Origin of the sequence: Geobacter hydrogenophilus, assembly GCF_018501225.1 — a bacterium.
Lineage (GTDB): Bacteria > Desulfobacterota > Desulfuromonadia > Geobacterales > Geobacteraceae > Geobacter > Geobacter hydrogenophilus.
In genome coordinates, this window is the sequence record NZ_JAHCZI010000001.1 from 435,438 (window position 1) to 457,211 (window position 21,774).

The 21,774-nt window shown below is 62.6% G+C and carries 17 protein-coding genes; 5 read left to right on the plus strand and 12 right to left on the minus strand.

The window, feature by feature from the left end; all coding sequences use genetic code 11:
• Window positions 1–161 precede the first annotated feature (161 nt).
• Window positions 162–659: an RNA recognition motif domain-containing protein gene (locus tag KI811_RS01905; RefSeq protein ID WP_214184794.1), complete on the plus strand. Its 498-nt coding sequence runs from the start codon at window positions 162–164 to the stop codon at window positions 657–659.
• Window positions 660–705: 46 nt separating this feature from the next.
• Here KI811_RS01905 and KI811_RS01910 read toward each other — a convergent pair whose 3' ends face one another.
• From KI811_RS01910 to cydD, 3 genes are read right to left on the minus strand one after another with little or no spacing between them, the layout of a single operon-like run.
• Window positions 706–1,134: a DUF2141 domain-containing protein gene (locus KI811_RS01910; protein ID WP_214184795.1), complete on the minus strand. Its 429-nt coding sequence runs from the start codon at window positions 1,132–1,134 to the stop codon at window positions 706–708.
• A gap of 19 nt (window positions 1,135–1,153) precedes the next feature.
• Window positions 1,154–2,800 carry a thiol reductant ABC exporter subunit CydC gene (gene cydC, locus KI811_RS01915; protein ID WP_214184796.1) on the minus strand — a complete coding sequence of 549 codons (1,647 nt, stop codon included), beginning with the start codon at window positions 2,798–2,800 and terminating at the stop codon, window positions 1,154–1,156.
• Entirely contained in the window at window positions 2,797–4,515 is a 1,719-nt protein-coding gene (cydD, locus tag KI811_RS01920; RefSeq protein ID WP_214184797.1) for a thiol reductant ABC exporter subunit CydD, read from the minus strand. The genes cydC and cydD overlap by 4 nt, the downstream gene beginning before the upstream one ends.
• 299 nt (window positions 4,516–4,814) lie before the next feature.
• On the opposite strand from cydD, the gene KI811_RS01925 reads away from it, so the two are divergent.
• The 4 genes from KI811_RS01925 to KI811_RS01940 all read left to right on the plus strand — a co-directional run bounded on the left by KI811_RS01925 (window position 4,815) and on the right by KI811_RS01940 (window position 8,294).
• Window positions 4,815–5,234 carry an Hsp20/alpha crystallin family protein gene (locus KI811_RS01925; RefSeq protein ID WP_246551222.1) on the plus strand — a complete coding sequence of 140 codons (420 nt, stop codon included), beginning with the start codon at window positions 4,815–4,817 and terminating at the stop codon, window positions 5,232–5,234.
• A gap of 146 nt (window positions 5,235–5,380) precedes the next feature.
• On the plus strand, window positions 5,381–5,818 hold the full coding sequence (locus KI811_RS01930; protein ID WP_214184799.1) for a DMT family transporter: 438 nt from the start codon (window positions 5,381–5,383) through the stop codon (window positions 5,816–5,818).
• A gap of 7 nt (window positions 5,819–5,825) precedes the next feature.
• Window positions 5,826–6,305 (plus strand): DUF2127 domain-containing protein, encoded by a 480-nt coding sequence (locus KI811_RS01935; RefSeq protein ID WP_214184800.1) that lies wholly within the window; start codon window positions 5,826–5,828, stop codon window positions 6,303–6,305.
• A 135-nt stretch (window positions 6,306–6,440) separates the two neighbouring features.
• Window positions 6,441–8,294 carry a phosphoenolpyruvate carboxykinase (GTP) gene (locus tag KI811_RS01940; protein ID WP_214184801.1) on the plus strand — a complete coding sequence of 618 codons (1,854 nt, stop codon included), beginning with the start codon at window positions 6,441–6,443 and terminating at the stop codon, window positions 8,292–8,294.
• Between the two features lie 80 nt (window positions 8,295–8,374).
• On the opposite strand, the gene KI811_RS01945 is transcribed toward KI811_RS01940, so the two are convergent.
• The 9 genes from KI811_RS01945 to KI811_RS01985 all read right to left on the minus strand — a co-directional run bounded on the left by KI811_RS01945 (window position 8,375) and on the right by KI811_RS01985 (window position 21,628).
• Entirely contained in the window at window positions 8,375–9,565 is a 1,191-nt protein-coding gene (locus KI811_RS01945) for a sensor histidine kinase (protein ID WP_214184802.1), read from the minus strand.
• 94 nt (window positions 9,566–9,659) lie between these two features.
• On the minus strand, window positions 9,660–10,247 hold the full coding sequence (locus tag KI811_RS01950; protein WP_214184803.1) for a chemotaxis protein CheB: 588 nt from the start codon (window positions 10,245–10,247) through the stop codon (window positions 9,660–9,662).
• Window positions 10,225–11,067, minus strand: coding sequence for a CheR family methyltransferase (locus KI811_RS01955; RefSeq protein WP_214184804.1), 843 nt, complete (start codon window positions 11,065–11,067; stop codon window positions 10,225–10,227). The genes KI811_RS01950 and KI811_RS01955 overlap by 23 nt, the downstream gene beginning before the upstream one ends.
• 2 nt (window positions 11,068–11,069) lie before the next feature.
• On the minus strand, window positions 11,070–14,714 hold the full coding sequence (locus KI811_RS01960) for a response regulator (protein ID WP_214184805.1): 3,645 nt from the start codon (window positions 14,712–14,714) through the stop codon (window positions 11,070–11,072).
• A 147-nt stretch (window positions 14,715–14,861) separates the two neighbouring features.
• Entirely contained in the window at window positions 14,862–15,770 is a 909-nt protein-coding gene (locus KI811_RS01965) for a putative 2-dehydropantoate 2-reductase (protein WP_214184806.1), read from the minus strand.
• Between the two features lie 136 nt (window positions 15,771–15,906).
• On the minus strand, window positions 15,907–16,761 hold the full coding sequence (locus KI811_RS01970; protein WP_246551223.1) for a metallophosphoesterase: 855 nt from the start codon (window positions 16,759–16,761) through the stop codon (window positions 15,907–15,909).
• Window positions 16,762–16,869: 108 nt separating this feature from the next.
• Window positions 16,870–17,217 carry a hypothetical protein gene (locus KI811_RS01975; protein ID WP_214184808.1) on the minus strand — a complete coding sequence of 116 codons (348 nt, stop codon included), beginning with the start codon at window positions 17,215–17,217 and terminating at the stop codon, window positions 16,870–16,872.
• Window positions 17,218–17,267: 50 nt separating this feature from the next.
• On the minus strand, window positions 17,268–20,246 hold the full coding sequence (locus KI811_RS01980) for a PDZ domain-containing protein (protein ID WP_214184809.1): 2,979 nt from the start codon (window positions 20,244–20,246) through the stop codon (window positions 17,268–17,270).
• The gene (locus tag KI811_RS01985) at window positions 20,225–21,628 is read right to left on the minus strand and encodes a hypothetical protein (RefSeq protein ID WP_214184810.1); all 1,404 of its coding nucleotides are present in this window, start codon (window positions 21,626–21,628) and stop codon (window positions 20,225–20,227) included. Before KI811_RS01985 ends, KI811_RS01980 begins: the two co-directional genes overlap by 22 nt.
• Window positions 21,629–21,774: the final 146 nt, after the last annotated feature.

Here is a 21,774-nt window from a genome sequence, read left to right on the forward strand (position 1 = left end):
CACAGGGGTGACCCTGTGGTTCACATGCTGGATTTAGTTTATACCATTTTCGGGTATGCGGCGGCAAACGCTTTTTCCGACGCCAGTTTCGGAAAACCCCGTTTCCCTTTCCGGACGCAATCTGGTACCATCGGGCAAAGGTTTTAAAGAAAGGCGACATCATGAGTGTAAACAAGGAATTGTATGTGGGCCACATGTCCTACGAGGCGACCGAGAACGATCTCCGAAGGATGTTTACGGTGGCCGGCACCGTCACGTCGGTCCACCTGATTACCGATCCCGAGACCGGCGAGTTCAAGGGGTGCGGCTACGTGCGGATGGCGACGGCCGAAGAGGCCAAAGAGGCCGTTGAGACCCTGGACGGGGCGCTCTTGAGAAATCGCGCCATCACCGTGAGCATTGCGCGGCCACAGAAGCAGAAACCCGGGCCCGGCGGGGTCAGGCGCGGCAAGGGAGGACCGGGCAGGGGCCCGGCCGGCGGCAGCCGTGGCGGGAGCGCTCCCGGCGGCAGCCGCAGAGCAAGCGGACCAGGCACCGGAACCTCCGAAGGGAGCCGAGGGAAGAGCGGACCCGGCGACAGCCGCGGAGGAAGCGCCCCCCGCAGCCACGGCGGCGGGAAAAGCGGCCCCACCGGCAGACCGGGGAGAGGAAAGAAATAGCGGAATGCTCTTTCGGGCTCGGGGCGGTTAAGAACAGTCCCCGAGCCTACCTGAGCCTGAGAGGCACGCTCCGCGAAGCCCTATCCAGCACTATCGCCGCATCCCTGAATTTCGGCGGCCCCATCACCCCCCTCGCATCGTTCGACACGCCTGCCGGTTCCTTCGGCACACCGATGAAGTTTCTGTCCAGCTCACCGTTGCCGTTTTCATCCTGAAACGCCGTCACCGCATAGACCCCGCGGGAAAGACCATCCATTGCCACCGTCATCTCCGCTCCGGAAACCGGCAGCACCCTCCGTGCCGCGGCATGGCGAAGATCGGTGAGAAAATGGGCCTCGTCGCCCCAGACCGTCACGTAAAGGGTTCCCCTGACGCCCCGAAACCCCGTGACCGTCACGGTGAGGGTTTCGGCAACAGCAGGCTTCAGTTGCAGGATCAGCAGGCTCGCCACGAGCAATGCAGCAAAACGCACCATTGTGTTTCCCTTCTGTCTTCTATTCAATTTTTCCCATCCGCACCACCCGGTCAGCCAGGGCAAAGCAGGCAGGGCGGTGGGTAATGACCAGCACGGTCTTCCCCTCGGTCCGCGCGGCCAGGCGCGCCACCACCCCCCGCTCGGTTGCGGCATCGAGCCCCTCGGTGGGTTCGTCAAGAACGAGGATCGGCGCATCCTTCAGCAAGGCCCGGGCAAGGGCGATCCGTCGGGCCTCTCCCCCCGAGACGGCGCTCCCCCCCTCACCCACCGGGGTGTCGAGCCCCAAGGGGAGATCGTCGACCCACGCCGCCAGACAGGCATCCTCCAGGGCGCGGCGCAACGCCACATCTCCCGCTGCTGGATTCCCCACCATGATGTTCTCCCGGATGGTGGCAGTGAAGAGATGGGGGCGCTGGGGAACCGCGGCGATCAGGCCCCGCAGCTCGTCGGCCGCCAGGCGGCTGATTTCCACACCGCCGATGGTGACGCTGCCGGCATAGCCCCTAAAACGGAGCAGTATCTCGGCCACGGTGCTCTTGCCCACGCCGCTGGGGCCCGCAAGGGCCACCTTCTCCCCGGCCGGAACTTCGAGGCTGAACCCATGGAGGACCGGCAGGGCAGGATCGTAGGCGCTGGAGACGTTGCGGAAGGCGATGCCGGTTCCGGCAGGTAGCTGCTCCGGCGCGGGGGGATCGGGAACCGGCACCGGCGCGTCGGCCAGTTCCCGAATCCGCCGCACCGCCTCCCGGGTTGAAGGAACCAGCTGGAGGGCCGCCGGCATGCCGCCAGCCGCCTCGAAGGCCGCTGCCGCGAAGAGAACGAGCATCACGAGGGAAGGGCCGGAGACTACCCCCGCAGCCACCGAGACGCTTCCGGCCGCAAGGACCGCTGCCACGCCGAGGCCGCCGCAGGCAACCCCGCCGGCCAAGGTGAAGCCGCCGATAGCAGCGAGACGCTCCTGCTCCGCCACGAGACGCGACGAGAGGTGATCGACCCGGGCCGCCTGGTGTTCTGCCGCGCCCAGGAGAATCAGCTCCTCAGCCCCCTGGATCCCTTCGGTCACTGCCGTGCGGAGTTCCCCGGAAAGCTCCGCCGAGCGCCGCCCCGGCCCCTGCGCCAGGTGCCGGGCCCAATGGGGAAGCACCACCCCGGCGACCAGGAGGAAGGCGAAGAGCGCGAGGGCCGCCGGCATGCTCCACCGGGCGGCAACGAGGACCGCCAGAACAATGGCGGCCGCGCCGGTAACAAGCGGCGCCACGATCCGGAGGTAGAGACTCTCCAATGCGTCCACGTCGGCCCTGAGCCGTCCGGCCACATCGCCGCCGGCATAGCGCTCTAGCCCGGCCGGCGCCAGGGGCTCCAGCCGCCGGAAGAGCCAGACCCGCAGGTCGGCCAGGATACGGAAGGCGGCCTCGTGGGTCACGAGCCGCTCGGCGTAGCGCCCCACGGTCCTGAGGATGGCAAGGGCCCGGATGGCGGCCGCCGGGAAGAAGTAGTTGAAGGGAACGGCGGTCACCCCGGCCACGGCCATGGAGGCGATGAACCAGCCGGAAAGGGCCATGAGGGCCGTGTTGGCCGCTATGACGACAACGCCGAGCAGAATACCGGCGGCCATCCAGGGCCACTGGCGCCGGGAGACGACAAGCATGCTGATGAGTTCCCTCATGCCCCCGCCCCCCCTGCCACGGCGGCCAGGAACTCCGCCGGCGCCACCACCCGCTCAAGACGCCCCCCGGCCATGACGGCGACCCGCGCCGCCCGGCGGATGGTCTCCTCCCGGTGGCTGATGACGAGCATCGTCCGCCCCGCTGCCAGCCGCTCCAGGGCCTCCCCTACCAGCCGCTCGTTTTCCGGGTCAAGGCCGGCGGTGGGCTCATCCAGCACCACCAACGAGGCGTCGCGCAGGAATGCCCGGGCCAGGGCCAGGCGTCGGAGTTCCCCGCCGGAGAGCCCAGCACCCTGGTCCCCCAATTCCGTGTCGAGCCCCTGCGGCAGGCGGTCCACAAAGGCGTCGGCTGCCGCAGCCTCAAGGGCGGCGCGGATCTCCACCCCATGGGCGGCGGGACGACCGAGGCTGAGGTTCTCCCGGATCGTCCCCTTGAAGAAAAAAGGGCTCTGGGGAACCCAGGCGAGACGCTCCCGCCAGGCGACCGGATCCAGGTCGGCGAGATCGGCGCCATTCACCGTGATCCGCCCCGCCTCGGGACGGGCCAGTCCCACCAGGAGGCGCACCAGGGTGCTCTTACCGGTGCCGCTCTCCCCGGCCAGGGCCGTGAGGCTCCCGGCCGGCAACTCCAGGGCGATGCCGCCCACGCCCCCCCGCTCACCGCCGTAGCGGAAAGTGACCCCTTCGAACCGGATGGCCGGCGGCCCCGCTGGAACCGGCTGGGTGCCGCCATACCCCTCGGGCTCGGGAAGTGATAATAGCGGCACGATCCGCTCGGCGGCGGCCGTCCCCTGCATCCGGGCGTGGTAGGAGAGCCCGAGGGTTCTCAGCGGCAGGTAGAACTCGGGGGCCAGCAGCAGCACGAAAAGGCCGTCGGCGAGGGCCAGCCCCCCGCCCAGGAGCCTAAAGCCGACAATGACCGCCACCACCGCCGTGCCGACGGTGGCGAAGAACTCCAGGGTAAAGGCCGAAAGGAACGCCACCCGGAGCACCGCCATGGTCCCCTGGCGATACTCCTCGCAGACCCGGGCCACGGCCTCGGCCTCGCGCCGGACCGCGCCGAAGATCTTCAGATCGGGAAGCCCCTGGACGAGATCCAGAAGGTGCCCCGCCATGCGGGAGAGGCGCCCCCACTGGCGGCGGTTGAGGCTCTCGGAGCCGCTGCCGATGAGGACCATGAGAAGCGGGATAAAGGGGGCGGAAAAGAGGAGGACGAGACCCGCCCGCCACTCTACCGGGAAGACGAAGAAGAGGGCCGTTGGCGGCAGCACCGCCGCCAGGGCCAGGTGGGGAAGGAAGCGGGCCACATAGGGCTCCAACCCCTCCACCCCGGCGGTCACCGCCTCCACGAGGGGGCCGGTCTCCTCGCCGGCGCGCCCCGCCGGCCCCAGGGCCTGGAGCTTGCGGTAGAGGTGGCTCCGCACCCCCTCCTTGACCCGGGCCGCGGCGGCAGCCGCCCGCCGCTCGGAGAAGAAGACCAGGAGCCCCCGGACAGCAGCCAGGGCAGCGACAGCGCCAGCCTGGGGAAGCACGGCGTCCAGGGTGGCGTTCTCGATCACCACCCGATGACAGGCCAGCGCCAGAAGCCGCGCCTGGAGGACAATCATGAGTCCGGCGGCAAAGGCCCACCCCACGGCGCGGACAAGCTCCCCCCTCACCCCCCGGGCTGTGTCGAGGAGCCATTTCTCGGGGCGTGCTGTGTGGTCTCTGCTCATGGAGCCTCCCTAGGTTTATCTACACGTACCACTGGCACCTGTCAACGACGCCGCCACTGGATATTGACATCCGTTTTCAGTTAAGTATACTGGAATCAGGAATACTTCAATAAAGAAAGGGGTGTTGATACATGAGGCGGCATACGGAACTCAGGACAATGTCCCGAAAAGACACCGGCGAATCGGTGGAACCCAGACGGACAACGGGATCCGGGACAAGTCATGGAACAAAAGGAATAACGAAGAGCGAAACGGAAGGGAGCAGCGGTGAGATTAACGTACTATCCCCAATCAGGGAGATGGAACGGTGGTTTGAAGAGTCTCTGAACCGTCCCTTCTTCGGCATGCACTGGATGCCGTTCAGACAGATGTTCCACGAGTTGGGAGAACGGGGTGACATGATGCCTGCGGTAGACATGTTCGAGGAAGGTGGACATCTGGTGGTTAAAGCCGAACTCCCCGGCATCAACAAAGAAAACCTCAGTCTCCGGATTGTCGATAACAACCTGATCCTCTCCGGCGAAAAGAGCACCGAGGACAAGATCGAACGGAGCAACTATCTGAGGCTTGAACGGTCCCATGGGTCCTTCAGCCGAACCCTGAACCTTCCCGATGGCCTCGACACCGAGCACATCAAGGCCAGCTTCAAGGATGGTGTTCTCGAGGTACGAATCCCGAGGACCGAGAGCAGCACGGTCCGGCAGATCAGTGTCGAGTAACCGGAGTGAGAACGCTGAGGAGAGTTGCAGCATGAGGGGAAGCATTCCGCTTCCCCTTTTTTGTACGCGGGGATTGCGCTCCGGGCAAGGGAGACGTACAATCTGCCGCAGGTACCCCTGATCAGTGCATGCTCCAAGGAGACCCCATGTCCAATCTCTCCCTGTTTCTTCTCATGATGGGCGGCGGCGCCGTGTTGGCGCTTCAGCCATCCATCAATGCCCGTCTCGCCCAGAAAATCGGGATCATCGAAAGCTCGTTCGTCTCCTTTACCGTTGGAGCCCTGGTCCTCGCCGTGGCGGTTTCCTTCTGGGGACGCGGGAGCCTGCGGGCCATCACGGCAACGTCTTGGTGGGAACTTACCGGCGGGCTCCTGGGGGCCGCCTTTGTCACCCTCACCATCGTAGTCGTGCCGCGTATCGGCACCGCTGCGGCCATGGCCGCCATCATCGCTGCCCAGCTCACCACCGGCCTTCTCATGGATCACTTCAGCCTGTTCGGCTTCAGAGGCGCTCCCCTGGACGGCAAACGGATCGCCGGGACGCTCCTCCTCATGGCAGGGGCCGCGCTGGTGTTCCGGCGCTAACGACGCCATGCCCACCTCCGCACGGCACCCAAAAGCCGCGCTTCACACCGTCGCCCTGTTCGAGGCAACCAAAGGGGCCCTTGTCATCGCGGTCGGGTTCGGGCTCCTCGCCCTCATTCACCGGGATGTGCAGGCCTTGGCCGAGGAAATCGTGCGGCACCTCCACCTGAACCCCGCAAGCCGCATACCCCGCATCTTCCTTGAGGCTGCCGGCAAGGCCGATGGCGGGCGCCTGCAACTTCTGGCCCTCGGCGCTTTCGGCTACGCATCGGTTCGCTTCGCCGAAGCCTGGGGCCTCTGGCGTGGCCGCCCATGGGCCGAGTGGCTGGGAATAATCTCCGGCGGCATCTACCTCCCCGCGGAGATTTACGAACTCTTCATCTCCGTCACCCCTGTCAAGCTGGGCACCTTTCTCGTCAACTTTGCCGTCGTGGCGGTGCTTGCCAGAGAGAGGCTCAATGCCCGTCGTGCAGCACGCAAACCTTGACCCTCACTAAAAAAATTTGCTGAAAGTGAATTTTTCACATTGAATGAAACACCGTTAAAGCTTATCATGGCCGAATCCCTTCGCAGAATCACGAGGGGGCTAACTCATTAACAATGGCATAAGGAGGCAGTCGGCATGAGCTACGAGTTACCAGCAAACGAACAGCTTTTGAAGTGGGTGGACGAGGTCAGAGCCCTGTGTGAACCGTCCCGGATTCACTGGTGTGACGGCTCCCAGGAGGAGTACGACGAGCTGTGCAATCTGCTGGTGGAGAATGGCACCTTCAAGAAGCTGAACCAGGAAAAGCGCCCCAACAGCTATCTGGCCTGCTCCGATCCCATCGACGTGGCGCGGGTCGAGGACCGCACCTTCATCTGCAGCATCTCCAAGCAGGATGCAGGGCCCACCAACAACTGGATGGCCCCCAAGGAGATGAAGGAGAAACTCCACGGCTTCTTCAAGGGATGCATGAAGGGACGCACCATGTACGTCATCCCCTTCAGCATGGGCCCCCTCGGTTCCCCCATCGCCAAGATCGGCGTTGAGATATCGGACTCCCCTTACGTGGCCGTCAACATGCGGATCATGACCCGGATGGGCAAGGCCGTTCTGGATGTCCTTGGCGACGGCGAGTTCGTCCCCTGCCTCCACTCGGTGGGCGCCCCCCTGGAGCCGGGACAGAAGGATGTGCCCTGGCCCTGCAACAAGGAGAAGTACATCGTCCACTTCCCCGAAGAGCGCGCCATCTGGTCTTTCGGTTCCGGCTACGGCGGCAACGCCCTTCTCGGAAAGAAGTGCCTGGCTCTGCGCATCGCCTCCAAGCAGGGGAAGGATGAGGGGTGGCTGGCCGAGCACATGCTGATCCTCGGCGTCCAGTCCCCCGCCGGCGAAAAGACCTACGTGGGCGCCGCCTTCCCGAGCGCCTGCGGCAAGACCAACTTCGCCATGCTGATCCCCCCCAAGCCGCTGCAGGACAAGGGGTGGAAAGTCACGACGCTGGGTGACGACATCGCCTGGATCAAGCCCGGCCCCGACGGTCAGGTCTATGCCATCAACCCCGAGTACGGCTACTTCGGCGTCGCCCCCGGCACCAACGTCAAGACCAACCCCAACGCCATGGCCTCCTGCGCCGCCAACACCATCTTCACCAACGTGGCCCTCACGCCTGACGGCGATATCTGGTGGGAAGGGATGACCGACGAGCCCCCCGCAAAGCTCATCGACTGGCAGGGGAACGAGTGGACCCCGGACTGCGGTCGCCCCGCCGCCCACCCCAACGCCCGCTTCACTTCTCCGGCCTCCCAGTGCCCCTCCATAGACCCTGACTGGGAAAACCCCAAGGGCGTCCCCATGAGCGCCTTCATCTTCGGTGGCCGTCGCAAGGATACGGTGCCGCTGGTCTACCAGGCCTTCAACTGGAGCTTCGGCGTCTACCTCGCCTCCACCCTCGGGTCCGAAACCACCGCCGCCGCGGTGGGAGCCACCGGCAACGTCCGCCGCGACCCCTTCGCCATGCTCCCCTTCTGCGGCTACCACATGGCCGACTACTTCAGCCACTGGCTCCAGTTCGGCCGTTCCATCGCCAAACCGCCCCGCATCTTCAGCGTCAACTGGTTCCGCAAGGACGCCAACGGCAAGTTCATCTGGCCCGGCTACGGCGACAACATGCGGGTCCTCAAGTGGATCGTCGAGAGGGTCCAGGGAAAGGCCGCGGCCGTCGAATCCCCCCTGGGGTGGATGCCGCGTTACGAGGACATGGAATGGGAAGGGCTCGACATGCCGCGCGAGAAGTTCATCGAGCTGACCTCCGTGGACCGCGAGGTCTGGCAGAACGAGCTCGTTTCCCACGAGGAGTTCTTCCTCAAGCTCTATGACCGCCTCCCCAAGGAGTTCCTCCACATGCGCCAGCTGATCATCTCCGGCCTCTGGCGCTCGCCGGAACACTGGGAGCAAATCGGCGACGTCCATCCTGAAGGGTGGAACGAGTAACGCCCAGCCTCCTGTTACCCACAAAGGCCCGTCGGGATTTCCCGGCGGGCCTTTGGTTTTCTGCATGAAAGCTGTGACTGTCAAAGGGTAAAAAAGAACGTCGCTCCCCTGTCCGGTTCGGCTTCCGCCCAGATCTTCCCGCCGTGGCGCTGGATGATGTTCTGGGCGATGGCAAGGCCGACCCCTGTCCCTTCATACTCGTTTCCGTTGTGCAGGCGCTGGAAGACCGCGAACAGCTTGTCGGCATACCGCATGTCGAAGCCTACGCCGTTGTCCCTGACAAAGTAGACGGTCTCACCCTTGTCCGGAAAAGCCCCCACCTCTATTTTCGGCATCTCCCGCCTGCTGCTGTATTTCAGGGCATTGCCGATCAGGTTCGCATAGACCTGCCGCACCAGAATCGGGTCGGCCTGGGATTCGGGGAGTTCGGAAACCGCAAACTCCACCTCTTTTCCTTCATACTGCTCTCTGCACTGCGCAAACGTTTCCCGTGCCAGCCGTTCCATACTCACCGGCATCTTGTTGATGGGCTGACGCACGGTCCGCGAAAGGGCAAGAATGGCATCGATGAGTTTTCCCATGTTGTCGCACCCCGCCACGATGCGGTGAAGCAGGCCCCGGGCCTCTCCATCAAGAGCCTGGGAATAATCGTCCATGAGGATATGGCTGAAGGCGTCGATATGCCTGAGGGGCGCCCGGAGGTCGTGGGAGACCGAATAGGCGAATGACTCCAGCTGGCGGTTCAGCTGCTGGAGCTCCTCGGTCCGTTCGATGACACGCTGTTCAAGCTCCTGGGCAGCCAAGCGGAGCTGGATGGTTCTCTGATCCACAAGCTCCTGCAGATTCTTGCGATGAAATTCCAGCTCCATGCGCTGCAGGTAGAGGTCCCGGAAGACTCGCACCTTGCTCCGGAGGATGACCGGTTCAATGGGCTTGGCCATGTAATCGACCGCGCCGGCGTCATACCCCTTGAACTGGTACTTCAGCTCCTTCATCCCTGCCGTCACGAAGATTATCGGCAGGTGCCTAGTCTTCGGATTGGAGCGCATCAGTTCGGCAGTCTCGAACCCGTCCATCTCGGGCATCTGCACATCCATGAGAACCAGCGCGAAGTCCTGCTTCAGCGTCAGTCTGAGCGCTTCGTTGCCCGACAGTGCCCTGACGAATACCAGGTTCAGCTCGTCCAGGAGCCCTTCAAGGGCCGCAAGGTTTCCCGGCCGGTCATCCACGAGCAGGATCCGCGGTTTCATCGAAATGAACTGTCCGTCCATCTCCCCCCCATTTGCATGCGAGACAGGCTCGCCCCTTGGATTATGCTGACGAAGCGCGTCAGCCGGCATCCATGCCTGAATTCATTCCTGATAGTTACGGCTCTGTTGCCAGCCTGACCAGAAGCGGCGCGATCCGCTCAAGCGGCACGATGTAGTCCGGAACAACCGCTTCGATGGCGCTCCGCGGCATCGCGTCGGCAACGGCGCCGGCGGGGTCCTGCACCACCGCAATCCCGCCGGCTTCCTTGATCCGCCTGAGCCCCTCGCTCCCGTCGCATCCGGCCCCGGTCATCACCACCCCAATGAGTGCGGGGCCAAAGGCGTCTGCCGCGGCCTCGAACAGCACGTCCACCGACGGCCGGGCAAACCTGACCGGTGGATCCACCGACAGGGAGAGGGTGGCGTCCTTCTCGACCTGAAGATGATAGTTCGGAGGGGCGAGGAACACGGTGCCAGCTGCCGCCTTCTCAAGTTCGTCGGCCTCCTTGACCCTGATGGCGCACAAATCGTCCAGAAGGAGCGCGAGGCCGTTGTCCGCTTCAGGCGAAATGTGGGCGACGACCATAACTGGGAGGGGAAAATCTCCCGGCAGGGAGCCGATCACCTGCTTCAGCGCCTCCACGCCGCCGGACGATACGCCGACAACTACAGCGCGGAACTTACTCTGACTGTTCCCGGTCATAGCTTTTCCGGTAGATTCTCATTTTCGGCACCGTTTCGGCATAGCGCGGCGCAATCCTCCTCCCGTCGAGGGCCTCCTTGAGGCCCAGACAGAGAAAGCCGCCAGGGATCAGACAGGTGTCAAAAAGCCGCAGCACCCGCTCCTTAAGGGTCGGCTTGAAGTAGATGAGCACATTCCTGCAGAGGATCAGGTGCATCTCCCCGAAATCGGAGTCGACCGCCAGATTGTGGGAGGCGAACACAATCTGGTCCCGTAAGGACTTTGTCATTATGGCATGCTCATAGCGTGCCAAGTAGTAGTCGGAAAACGTCCCCCTGCCTCCGGCCAACTGGTAGTTCCTGGTGTACTTCTGCATCTCCTTCAGGGGGAATATCCCCTCCTGGGCATTCTGAAGCACCTCGTTGTTGATGTCGGTCGCATACATCCTGAAACGCCCCTTCAACCCCTCCTCTTCGAGGAGAATGGCCAGGGAATATGCCTCTTCTCCGGAAGCGCACCCCGCATGCCATATCTTGACAAAGGGGTAGGTCTTCAGATGCGGCACCACCTGTTCCCGCAGTGTCTGAAAGAAGGCGGGATCCCTGAACATCTCGGATACGTTGACCGTGATGCTGCGGAGGAGGGAGTCAAAGGCCTCCCGGTCCCGCAGGATGGAGGCCTGGGCTTCGGAGAGGGTTCCATAGCCGGATGTGGCCAGCCAATGGGTGATCCTGCGCCTGATGGATGCCTCGGAGTAGTCGGTGAAGTCGTGGCCGTACACCTGACGGACACCGTTCAGGAGCAGACGCATCTCGATATCGAAGAGCTCTTCCGGGTCCATGGTCAGCTCCCGTAGAGCCATACCCGCAGCAGCGAGAACAGCTTGTCCACGTCCACCGGCTTTTGAATGTAATCGCTGGCCCCAGCCTTGAGGCACTCGTCCCGGTCCCCCTTCATGGCCTTGGCCGTGAGGGCGATGATGGGGAGCCGGGCGAACCGCGGGTCCTTCCGTATGGCGCGGGTCGCCGCAAAGCCGTCCATCTCCGGCATCATGATATCCATGAGTACCACGTCGATGCCGGGTTCATGGGTGAGACGCTCCAGGGCCTCCCTGCCGTTTTCCGCCTCAAGGACGATCATCTTCTTCTCCGACAGGATACTGGAGAGGGAGAAGATGTTGCGCATATCGTCATCCACGATCAGAACCTTTTTCCCTTCAAGCATCGCCTCGCTGTCGAGGGCCGCGCGGATCATCCTCTTCTTCTCGGGTTCCATGCCGCTTTCCACCAGATGCAGAAAGAGCGAGACCTCGTTAAGGAGCCGCTCGGGGCTCTTGGCTCCCTTGATGATGATGCTCTCGGCATAGTGGCGGAGCCGCTGCTCGTCTTCCCGGGAAAGGTCACGGCCGGAATGGATTATCACCGGAATGCGCCGGTTTTCATCGAAGGACTGGATCTTCTCCAGCACCTCGAATCCGGACATGTCGGAAAGGCCCAGGTCGAGCACGATGCAATCGAAGCGCTCGGCGGCAAGAAGTCCCATGGCTTCGCGGCCGGTCCCGGCGATGGTAATGGCCACATCCCGCTCTCCCAGCAGCGCCTCCATGCTCTTTGCCTCGTTCCGGTCGTCTTCGACGATCAGGAGTTTCTTGACGCTCTTTGCCAGGGAATGCTCGATGGTCGTGAACACCTCGTCAAGCTGCTTACTGTTCACCGGCTTGGTCACAAATCCTATGGCGCCCATGGTCAGCGCCTTCTGGCGGTCTTCCAGGCAGGTGATGAAATGCACCGGTATGTGCCGGGTTTTCAGGCTGTCCTTGAGACTCCGCATGACCCCCCAGCCATCGATATGGGGAAGCATCACATCGAGAATAATCGCGCTCGGCAGGTAATGGTGGGCGAGGGTTATCCCGCTTTCCCCGCTTCCGGCAACGATGGCGGAAAAATCGTGGTCGTGCACCATATCCATGAGGATGGAGGCAAAGGAGAGATCGTCCTCGATGATCAGGATACTTCTCTCCCCGGGCTTAAGCTGTTCGCGGTCGTCCGCCAGAACCGGCGCCGGGAGTTGAACATCCGCCTCCTTTCCGGAGGGCTTCTTCTCCGATGGTTTCTCAACGGGAGGCAACAGGGGCACGGCCTCGGCCGAATGGCTCCCGGCACCATGGGCAGCATGATCCAGCGGGAGATACAGGGTGAAGGAACTCCCTTTCCCCTCTTCGCTTTCAAGAAGGACGTCGCCATGGAGCCCCCGCGCCAACTGCCGCGAAATGGAAAGCCCCAGTCCGGTTCCGCCGAACTTCCGGCTCGTCGTTCCGTCCGCCTGCTGGAACGCCTGGAATACAAGATCATGCTTACCGGCGGGAATGCCGATTCCCGTGTCGGAAACCTGAATGGCAATGGCAGGGACCGGCAGGGGATTTTCTTCTGAATTCGGCACATACGCCCTGACGGCCACCCTCCCCTCCCGGGTGAACTTGCAGGCGTTGGAGATGAGATTCTTCAGTATCTGCTGCGTCCGCTGGCCATCGGTGCTTATCTCTTCCGGAACCCCCTCCTCGATGGTCGTGTCGAAGCCCAGTCCCCGCTGCTCCGCGACGGGAATGAACATCGTGCGAAGCTGCTCGAAAAGGGCGCGAACCGTCATCCCTTCATAATTGAACTCCAGCTTTCCCGACTCGATCTTCGAGAGATCGAGGATATCGTTGATGAGGGTGAGAAGGTCATTGCCAGAGCTGTTTATGGTAGCGGCATACTCCACCTGTTTCTCGGTCAGATTATTCTCCCGGTTTTCCTTCAGCAGGGATGAAAGAATCAACAGGCTGTTGAGGGGAGTCCTCAGCTCGTGGGACATGTTGGCCATAAATTCGGACTTGTAGGTACTGATCCGCTCAAGCTCCCCGGCCTTCAGCTGCAGCGCCCGGCTCGTCTCCTCCACCTCCCGGTTCTTGGCGCGGATCTGCTCCCTCTGCTGCTCCAGCATCTGGGCCCGCTCCTCAAGCTCCTCGTTGGTCTGCTGCAGCTCTTCCTGCTGGACCCGCAGCTCCTCGGTCTGGGCCTGGGTCTGCTCGAGCAGCTCATCCACAAGCTTCCTCGAACGATTGACGCTGATCCCGATGGAAAGCCCCTCCTGTGCATGCAGGAGGAACTCCAGCTCCCGCTCCGTAAAGTCCCTGAAGGAGCCTAGTTCCACAACCCCCACGAGAAGGTTGTCGTGGAGCAGCGGCACCGCGGCGATGTTGAGGGGCGTCGCCTCGCCGATGGCCGAACGTATGGGGAGATAGCCGGGGGGGACATCGGTGAGGCGGATGATCTTTCTCTCCCTGGCCGCTTCCCCCACCAAGCCCTCCCCGAGGCCAAACCGCTTCTTCAGATCCTCTCGGCGGGCAAGGGCGTAGGTGGCGGCAATCTCCAGATCACGGGTTCTGTCGTTGTACAGATAGAGGGCACCGACGCCGGCGCCCAGGTATTCGCAGAGGAAGGAGAGGCTCTTTTCAACCATTTCCTCCAGCCGCCGGTCTCCCCGCAGCAAGGCGCTGAGCTCGTTTGTGCCGCTTTTCAGCCAGTCCCGTGCCTGCTCCTCCTGCCGGTTCCGGCGCAAAGAGTCCGTCATCCGTGAAAATGCGGCGTCAAGGGATGCCTGAATGCCGCTCATGCCGGCCACCGCCCTGAGCAGCATCCCCCCCTCGTCCCTGGCTGTGGTCTCTGGATCTACCTGAAGGCGTTCAGACACCGTCACATCCTGACTCAGGTCGCCGGCAGCGATGGCCTCCGCCAGTCGGGCCTTTGCCACGCCGGACTCCTCCATCCGGCGCACCGCATCGAGGACCACCCGAATGGGACTGGCGACACTCCGGGTGATGAAGAACGCCATGGCCAGGGCAATGGCAATGGCGCCGAGAAGGAGTGTTATAAGCCATGTGCGGATAGAGGAGTAGCTGGTATTCCCCTGTTCCAGATGCTGGTGCCCTTCTTCGACTATGTGCTGCACAAGCTGTTTCGTCCGGGTTTCGACGTTCGTGAAAAGCCCTCTCAGACGTGCATTATCGTCAACCAGCGTCTCGTGGTCGGCACCCCCATCGACAGCGGCTTTCAGTCTGGCCGCACCGTCCAGATACTCCTTCGAGGCCGTGGCGACTTCACCTATGGCTCTGTGCTCCACGGGATGAATCGCAGTAGTGGAAAACTTCTCCAGTGACTCCTGTATTTCTACCTCTTCATGATGGAGTATTGTCTCCAGATCCTTGCGGCGCTGCGGTCTCTCCATCAGATAGTTCAAAAGAGTTCGTCGATGCTGCTGGTGGTGGCGCTCAATCATTGCCGCCGTTTCTATGCTCGGAATCAGGTGATCGTGCATGACATCCATGTGCGACTTGATTTCCGCCAGTCCGGTGACGCCGAAATAACCGGTCAGGCAGCTGAACGCAATGACCGTTCCATAGCCGAGGAGCAGCTTGTTCCCGATCTTCAGATTCGCGTACCACCCCATGAGTTCCCCCTGTTTGAATGACATCACTGCAAAATTGCCAGCTTTTAATGTAGCACATACAACCGACCTGACAATCCATGGGTACCGCCATGCAAAAAGCCCGTCAGACTTTTCTGACGGGCCTTTGCCGGCCACCGCGCCGTCGGTTCAGCCTGTGGCCTGTTCCAGCAGCGTCGCCAGCATTTCAACACGAGGCATGGCGATTCCCTGCCGGGCGCCGTAGGCCAGGGGCGTCCTGAATATGGCGGCAATCTCCAGGGATCGCCCCTCTTCGCGGTCGATCTGCATGGAGGGGCGGTACTCTCCCATGGCGTCGGTGAATTCCAGCATGCCGTCGGCGTATTCTTCTGCAAGGGGAGTGGCAAGCCCCTGGGCGTTGGCGGCGGCGATCACTTCAAGCATGATCCCGCGCACCAGCTTGCGGCTCGCATCCCGCGCCAAAATCAGGTTCACCGGCTGCTGCAGCAGGGCGCACAGGCCGTTGAACGGGATGTTCCAGACCAGCTTCTCCCACCGGGCCCGCTTCAGGTCATCGGTTGTCCGGCAATCAACGCCTGCCTTGACGAACATGGCGGACAACTGCTCGATCCGCTCCCTGTCGCGGGGGAGAAATTCTCCCAGGATGATCCGCCCCGCCCCCAGGTGGTGCACCTCTCCCGGCTCGCCACGGTTGGAGCAGAGAAAGGCCACGCCGCCGATGATCCGCTCGGCGCCGAACAGGGAGGCCAACTCCTCCTCGTTCCCCAGGCCGTTCTGGAGCGTCAGTATCTGCGTCCCCTCCCCCACCAGCGGCCGGATCAGTTCTTCAAGCCGGTCGTTGGCAAAGGTCTTCAGCCCCACCAGCACCAGATCCACGGTGCCGATCTCCCCGGGAGACCGGTATCCCTTGACCTGGGGAAGCATGAAATCGCCGTTGATGGAAAAGACCTTCAGGCCGTTCCTGGTGATGGCCTCGTAATCGCGGCGAAGGAGGAAATGGACATCCTCGCCGCTCCGCTGCAGCAGTGCGCCATAGTAAAGCCCCAAGGCCCCGGCGCCGACAATTGCTATTTTCATCGAAACAACTCCACTGGGCAGATTGTAAGGTCGCTACCGAATCAAGATAGTTGCTCAGGCAGCTTGCCACAAAAACGCCTCCATGGAAAGTGTCCCATGGAGTGCCATTGAGGGGGGGAAATAACCGGCAGCAAAATCAAGTAAGCGTCAGCACCGTTGCCTCGGGCGGACAGTTCAGCCTTATCGGCGCGAGCAGGCACCCGACTCCGCGGGATATGTATGTCTGCCGGTCGCCGTCGCGCACCAGCCCGGCACGGTACTTCTGGCCGAACTTCGACGGCATGACCGGCTGCCCCAGAAGCGGCATGACAACCTGTCCGCCATGGGTATGGCCTGACAGCACCAGATCGATCCGTTGACGCGACAGCGCGATATCGTCATTGATGTCCGGGTTGTGGCTGAGAAGTATCCTGACCGAATCCGCGGCAAGCCCCCTGCAGGCCCCGGTGAGCGAACAGCTCTCCTCCCAGTAGTCATCAACCCCGAGCAAATGAAACGAACTTCCTCCCTTATGGAGTTCGACGCTGCGGTTTCTGAGCCAAACCATTCCTATCTGCCGCGTGAACGCCTCACAAATTGCCTTGACCGACTCGTGCCCACTCCAGAAATCGTGATTCCCCAGGACGCCGTAAATCCCCAGGGACGCCTTCAGGTTTGCAAGCGCGTCGACGCACCGAGAAAGATGCTCGTGCTTAAACTCCCCGATGCTCCCTGACAGGAACCTGGTGGAGCCTGAGATGTAGTCCCCGGCCATGACTATCAGGTCGGGATTCTCCGCCATGAGCAGCCGGCCGGCGGTCCGGATCGTCTCGCCGGACACGATGAAGGAGGCGTGGAGATCCGTCAGCAGGCCAATCTTCAGCCCCCGCAGGGAGGCGGGCAGGTTCCTGATCGTCACCGGCATCCGCACGAGTTCCACCTGTCCGCTTGTGGTGTTGTGGAACCCCTTGCCAAGGCCGGCGATAATAATGCCCCGAAGGCAGCATTTCAAGAAATCCCGTCGGTTCAAATCAGGTATCCCGTGAACAATGCAACTCCCAGCGATAACCGCCTTCGACCGCCATGGGCAGTGATCTTGGACACGTCATGATTCTCCTCCTCATCTGGTCATGAACCAGGCCCACGCCAGAAACATTCCCGCAAAGAGCAGCAGCACCCCCCATGACAGGAGGCTCGTGCGGGCACCGGCAGCGGGAAGGGGCTCCCCTGCTAACTGGTCCGACAGGCGTCTTCGCAGCGCCCGGGCCGACAGGGCAAAAACGGCCACCCCCGCGCACCCCGCCAGAAGCGCCGGGAGAATGTCCCCCACCGACCAGCCGGGCCTCCGGGTGGCGATCGCCACCGCTGCCGTAAACCCGATGACCGCCGCGATCCCCCCCGCCAGCTTGCCGAGCATCAGCGGCAGCTGTCTCAGTTCCGCCCTGGCCTGACGCCGTATCTCTCCCATGCTCCACCTCCAGCCATGCGGGCAGTGTGAATCGTTCATCGCCTCCGAAACTACTTCCGTCCCCCCGCCGCCAGTTCCTTGAGCTTCGTGCGTACCTCATCGGAGGCGGCATCGTCGGGATGCGCGGCCAGCCAGCGGGAAAGGTTCATCTCGGCGTATCCCCAGAGCTCCTTGTATTCCGTCTCCACCAACCCGCAGGTAAGTTGCAGGTCCGGCAGCCCCATCGGCTCGTCGCGCAGGAAGGTCACCCGCACCGGCATGCCCGGTGTCAGCTTGGCTGCCACAGCGATAACCTCGTCGGCATCCTTCATCTTCTGGGTATCGAGGGCCAGGATGATGTCGCCGGCCTTCAGCCCGGCACGCTCGGCGGGGCCGCCAGGTAACACCCCCTGGACGTAGGCGCCTCCCTCAGCCCGTTTCAGCAGTTTCAGTCCCATCTGCGGCTTCCCCTGCCCTCCCGGCGGTTCCGGGACGACATCCACCTGGGCTGGGCGGTAGCCGGCCTCGGACAGCTTGAACGCCTTTTCGCAGTGCTCATGCACCCTGTACTTCATGTCGTATTGATCCCGAGCCCTGGCCGTCAGTTCCCGGACCCTGCTCAGATGGGTGACGAGGGCCAGTTCCCGTATTGCCGGGTCTTTTGACTCGGTGGCCCCTTCCAGGGCCGCGTCGTCCTGTTCCAGGGTTCTGATCATATCCACCGGTTCGAAAAAGGTCGGTCCCTCGCCCACAAACATGAGTCGACCATCGCCCGCATTGATGGACCTGATCTCATCCTGTTGCCGCATGTAATCATCCCTCGGGATATCGAAGAATGCCGATGTCGCCAGCTTCTTCCCCGGCCTGAAAGTGGCCCCTTTCTGCAGCAGCAGGCGAACGATGCGACGCAGTGCGGTCTTGTCCTTGGGCTCCGACCGGTCGAGGGTACTCAACGCCACATAGAGCGCGGAACGTGGGGGGCGATTCGGCTCCCGCTGCGCGATGGCGGTTGATGCCCCTTTGTCCAGAAGCAGCTGCATACAGCGTTCGTCAGCGTGGTAATAGATGGCTCTGCCAAGGGGGGAGTAATTGGAGGGTCCGATGGTCTCGTTCAGATCCGCCCCCCGCTGAACGAGGAGTGTCAGGATTTCATCGGTGCAGGTGTTCATCCCCTGGCTGAAAATGCTCTGCGTACCATAACTGGTTTCGTACCGGTGATTGGCCCCTTTTTTCAGCAGAAACGCAGTAAAGTCGGCTGAATAGCCGGCCACCAGCGGTGGGCCGCCCGCAAATCTCGGGGCGTTGACATTGGCGCCGTGACGCACCAGCAGTTCGGCCTTGGTCATCCAGTCGCCGGCATACTCGGCCCTTGCCAGGGGCGAGTACCCCTCCTTGTCGGTGGCATTGGGGTCGGCGCCCCGCTCCAGCAGCAGCTGCATCGTCCGAACGGTCCCGAATCTCACCGCCGTGGTAATGAGCGGCTCGCCCTCATCCGATTTGCGACCGGCACTGAGACCCTGGTCGAGCATTGTTTTGAGGGCAGCCAGGTCGTCCTGGGCGATGGCTTCGCCGGGGGTGATCTGACCGGTGAGGGTAAAGGACCATTCACCGGCGGCAATGCCGTCCACCTGTACCAGCATTCGATAGCGGCCGGGATATTTGTTCGCCAGTTCATCGGTATATCTGATAAATGCCGATCCATTTCTGGTCCAATGGGGAGGAGAATATCCACGTTCGGTCTTTCCGCCGAGAGTGACAAAGAGCTGGCCACCGGACTGCTTTGTCACCTGATGATTGGCACTTTTCAGCATGCCGCCGTTCGGCTCGTGCCAGGAAACCGTGACCACATGGTCCCCCCGGCTTCTGGCCAGAGAGGCCTGGTCGAATTCGATCCGGGCGACAATCCGCCGGGCCCCCTTGCGGTCGAAACTTTCGGCGAATCCCTGGGTATTGTCGAGGGAGTCGCTCTCGTAGAAGCGGACGCTGCTGATTGCGAGGGGGGGCGCCGCCTCGCCGGGGGCCACCGGCCTCACTGACAGGTTGAAGCGCTTGAGGTCAGCCAGGTTGTCGATGGCTAGCACCCCAAGGGAGGTGTTGAAGAGCACGTAGAGGGTATCGCCGGCCATGGCTATCCGGTGTCCCGATGAGCGCATGATCTCCATGGCTCCGGTCCGGCCGGCGAGGACGATCTCCTTGCCGGTGCTGACCACAAGCCCGGCCGGGGTATTGGCCAACCCCGTCACCGAGGACGAAGGGTGGGTGTAGAAAGGCTCCTCGGCACCGTCCTTGACGGAGTACCTGACGACCGCGCGACCCTTGGCTACATAGAGGGCTTCGGCGTCGCCGGTGACGGCAGTGATGGCCTCGGTCGACTCATAGGCCAGCTCCATATCGAGGATGCCTCCCCCCTTGAGGGAGCGGAGAAGGTAGAGGGCGTGGCGGCCGCTCCGGGCATCGACGCCGGCGCAGTAGACGGTGTTGCCGGCGCTTGCCAGAACCTCGATCGTGTGCAGGGGAATTTTCGTCAGGGGCTGCAGGGCGGCGTAAGGGACCCCCTTCTTGTCGAAGGTTTTCCCCTTGGGCTCGGCGGGGAGAAGCAGATCGTTGCCGGCCGACAGCAGGAGCGCGCCGCTGGAGAGGTGGGTAATCCCCGAGATCGCGGCTTTCACGGCCACCAGGTAGTTTTTGTCGGGATAAAGCAGGTGATACGTACCAGAATCGCCGCTGACCGCCAGGACGGGCGAACCCGTCGCATTCACGCTGAAGATGGCGTCGTTCCTGGTCTTTTCGGTGGGGGGAAGCACCCAGCGCGGCTCAACCTTTGCGCCTTTGGGGAGCAGGAAGGTGGCCTCCTTAAAGGGGCGACGTTCGGGTTCCTTCACGGCAATGGCGGGAGCCGTTGCCGTGGTGGGCTTGACCGGGGCCGGCGGTGGTTTGGGTGCCTTTTTGCCGGCAGCCAGGCCCGGCATGGTCAGGAAAAAGAGCAGAAACTGCGCCGCAAGGGCCGGGAGCAGAGCCTTACGCACGGTTATTCGCCAAACTCGATCCATGCCTTCACCCCCTTTTGAGATGCGGTCAGTTCATCGTTGAAGCGCTTCCAGAAGGCCTCGGAATCGAAGCTGGTGCCGGTCGCCTCCGCGGCATCCACCATGAACCGGTTAAGGGCCTGGTAGGCGACCTTCGAGTACATCCGCCCCCCTTCCACGGCAAACCCCGCGTGGGGCCCCACCGGTTCGGGTATCTTGGAAATGAGGAAATCCACCGTCTCGGCACCTGCTGCCGGGGCACCGCCCTCCAGTGCCGCGACCGCGATGCGCCCCACGGCGAGCATCTTTTCGTAATTTCCCTTGAATTTCTCGCCGTGGACCTTTTCGATGGCGTCGCCGGTCTCCGATTCAAGGACTCCAGTAATCTTGTCGGCGAAGAAATCCGCGGCGAATGCAGTGGAAATCGAATCATTGGCCGAAGATTGCGGATTTGAGGCGGAAGCGAGCCGGCGGTCAGGGGATTTGATGGCCGGGGAGGGAGAGGTGCCGGACGAGCCCCCCTGCTGGACCATCCCCATGACGGAGCTCAGGAGAGTCTTGCTCACTATGCGGGGGAGCGGGAGCCGGAGTGTATCCCGCTCGTCGTCGGCGAGGGGTTGACCCGCGGCCATAGTCCACAGCTCGTTGCGCTTGCGCAAGGCCGAATAGAAGGTGGCGGCATCGGCATCGGAAAGGACCCCGTCCCGGTTGAGCTGGGCATAAAGCCTGGCTACCGTGTCCTGGGCCGCGAGATACTCTTTCCACTGATCCTGGGAGAAGCCGGGGAGCGGGACGACCGGCTGCGGGGCCTTCACCGTCTTGCTCAGGGGCTTTGCGGCGGGCATAACCGTTACGAGCTGTCCCATCCGCTTGCGGTACTCCGACTGTTCCCTGCGGAGCTCTTCCAGGCGCTGCAGCTCCCGCTCGGCACGACGGAGGTTTTCCTGGATAACCTTATCGTTGGGGGACTTGCTCACGGCGCTCCGGTAAAGATCCACGGCCGTCGCCCAATCGCTTTTCTCGAAGGCGCGGTTCCCCTGCTCGTTGAGGTTGAAGGCCTCCTGCTTTTTCTGCCGCTCCTCCTGCTGTTGTCTCTGGGCTTCCTGCCGCTGCGCCTCCTCCCGCTGTTCCTGCCAGCGGTCGATCGCCCCCCAAATGCCCCTTCTCCCTTCATAATTGTCGCTGTCACCCCCCCCTTGGGAGTCGGACCCTCCACAGCCGCTGACGCACTCCGGACCGCTTACGGGGGGGATATAACCCGATCCTCCGGTCATGGACTGCAACTGGTCAAAGGCGCCGGCAGAGGCTTCGGAGGTGTACGCGGCAACGGCGCAAAGCTGGCATGCAAGCAGGAGCGCAAGCCCCTGCCCGCGCATGTTGGTGGAAAACGATGATTTCAAAGCCATGGGATGGTCCCCCTCAACCATTTTTTTCGGGCGTCGATGCGCCTAGCGCCTGGCGTAAAACCTCTTCGTCACCTGCTCGAAGACCGGAAGGAACTCCTGGAATTTTCCTCGCATGGCCTGCGGGTTGCGTCGTTTCGTCGGGCTGC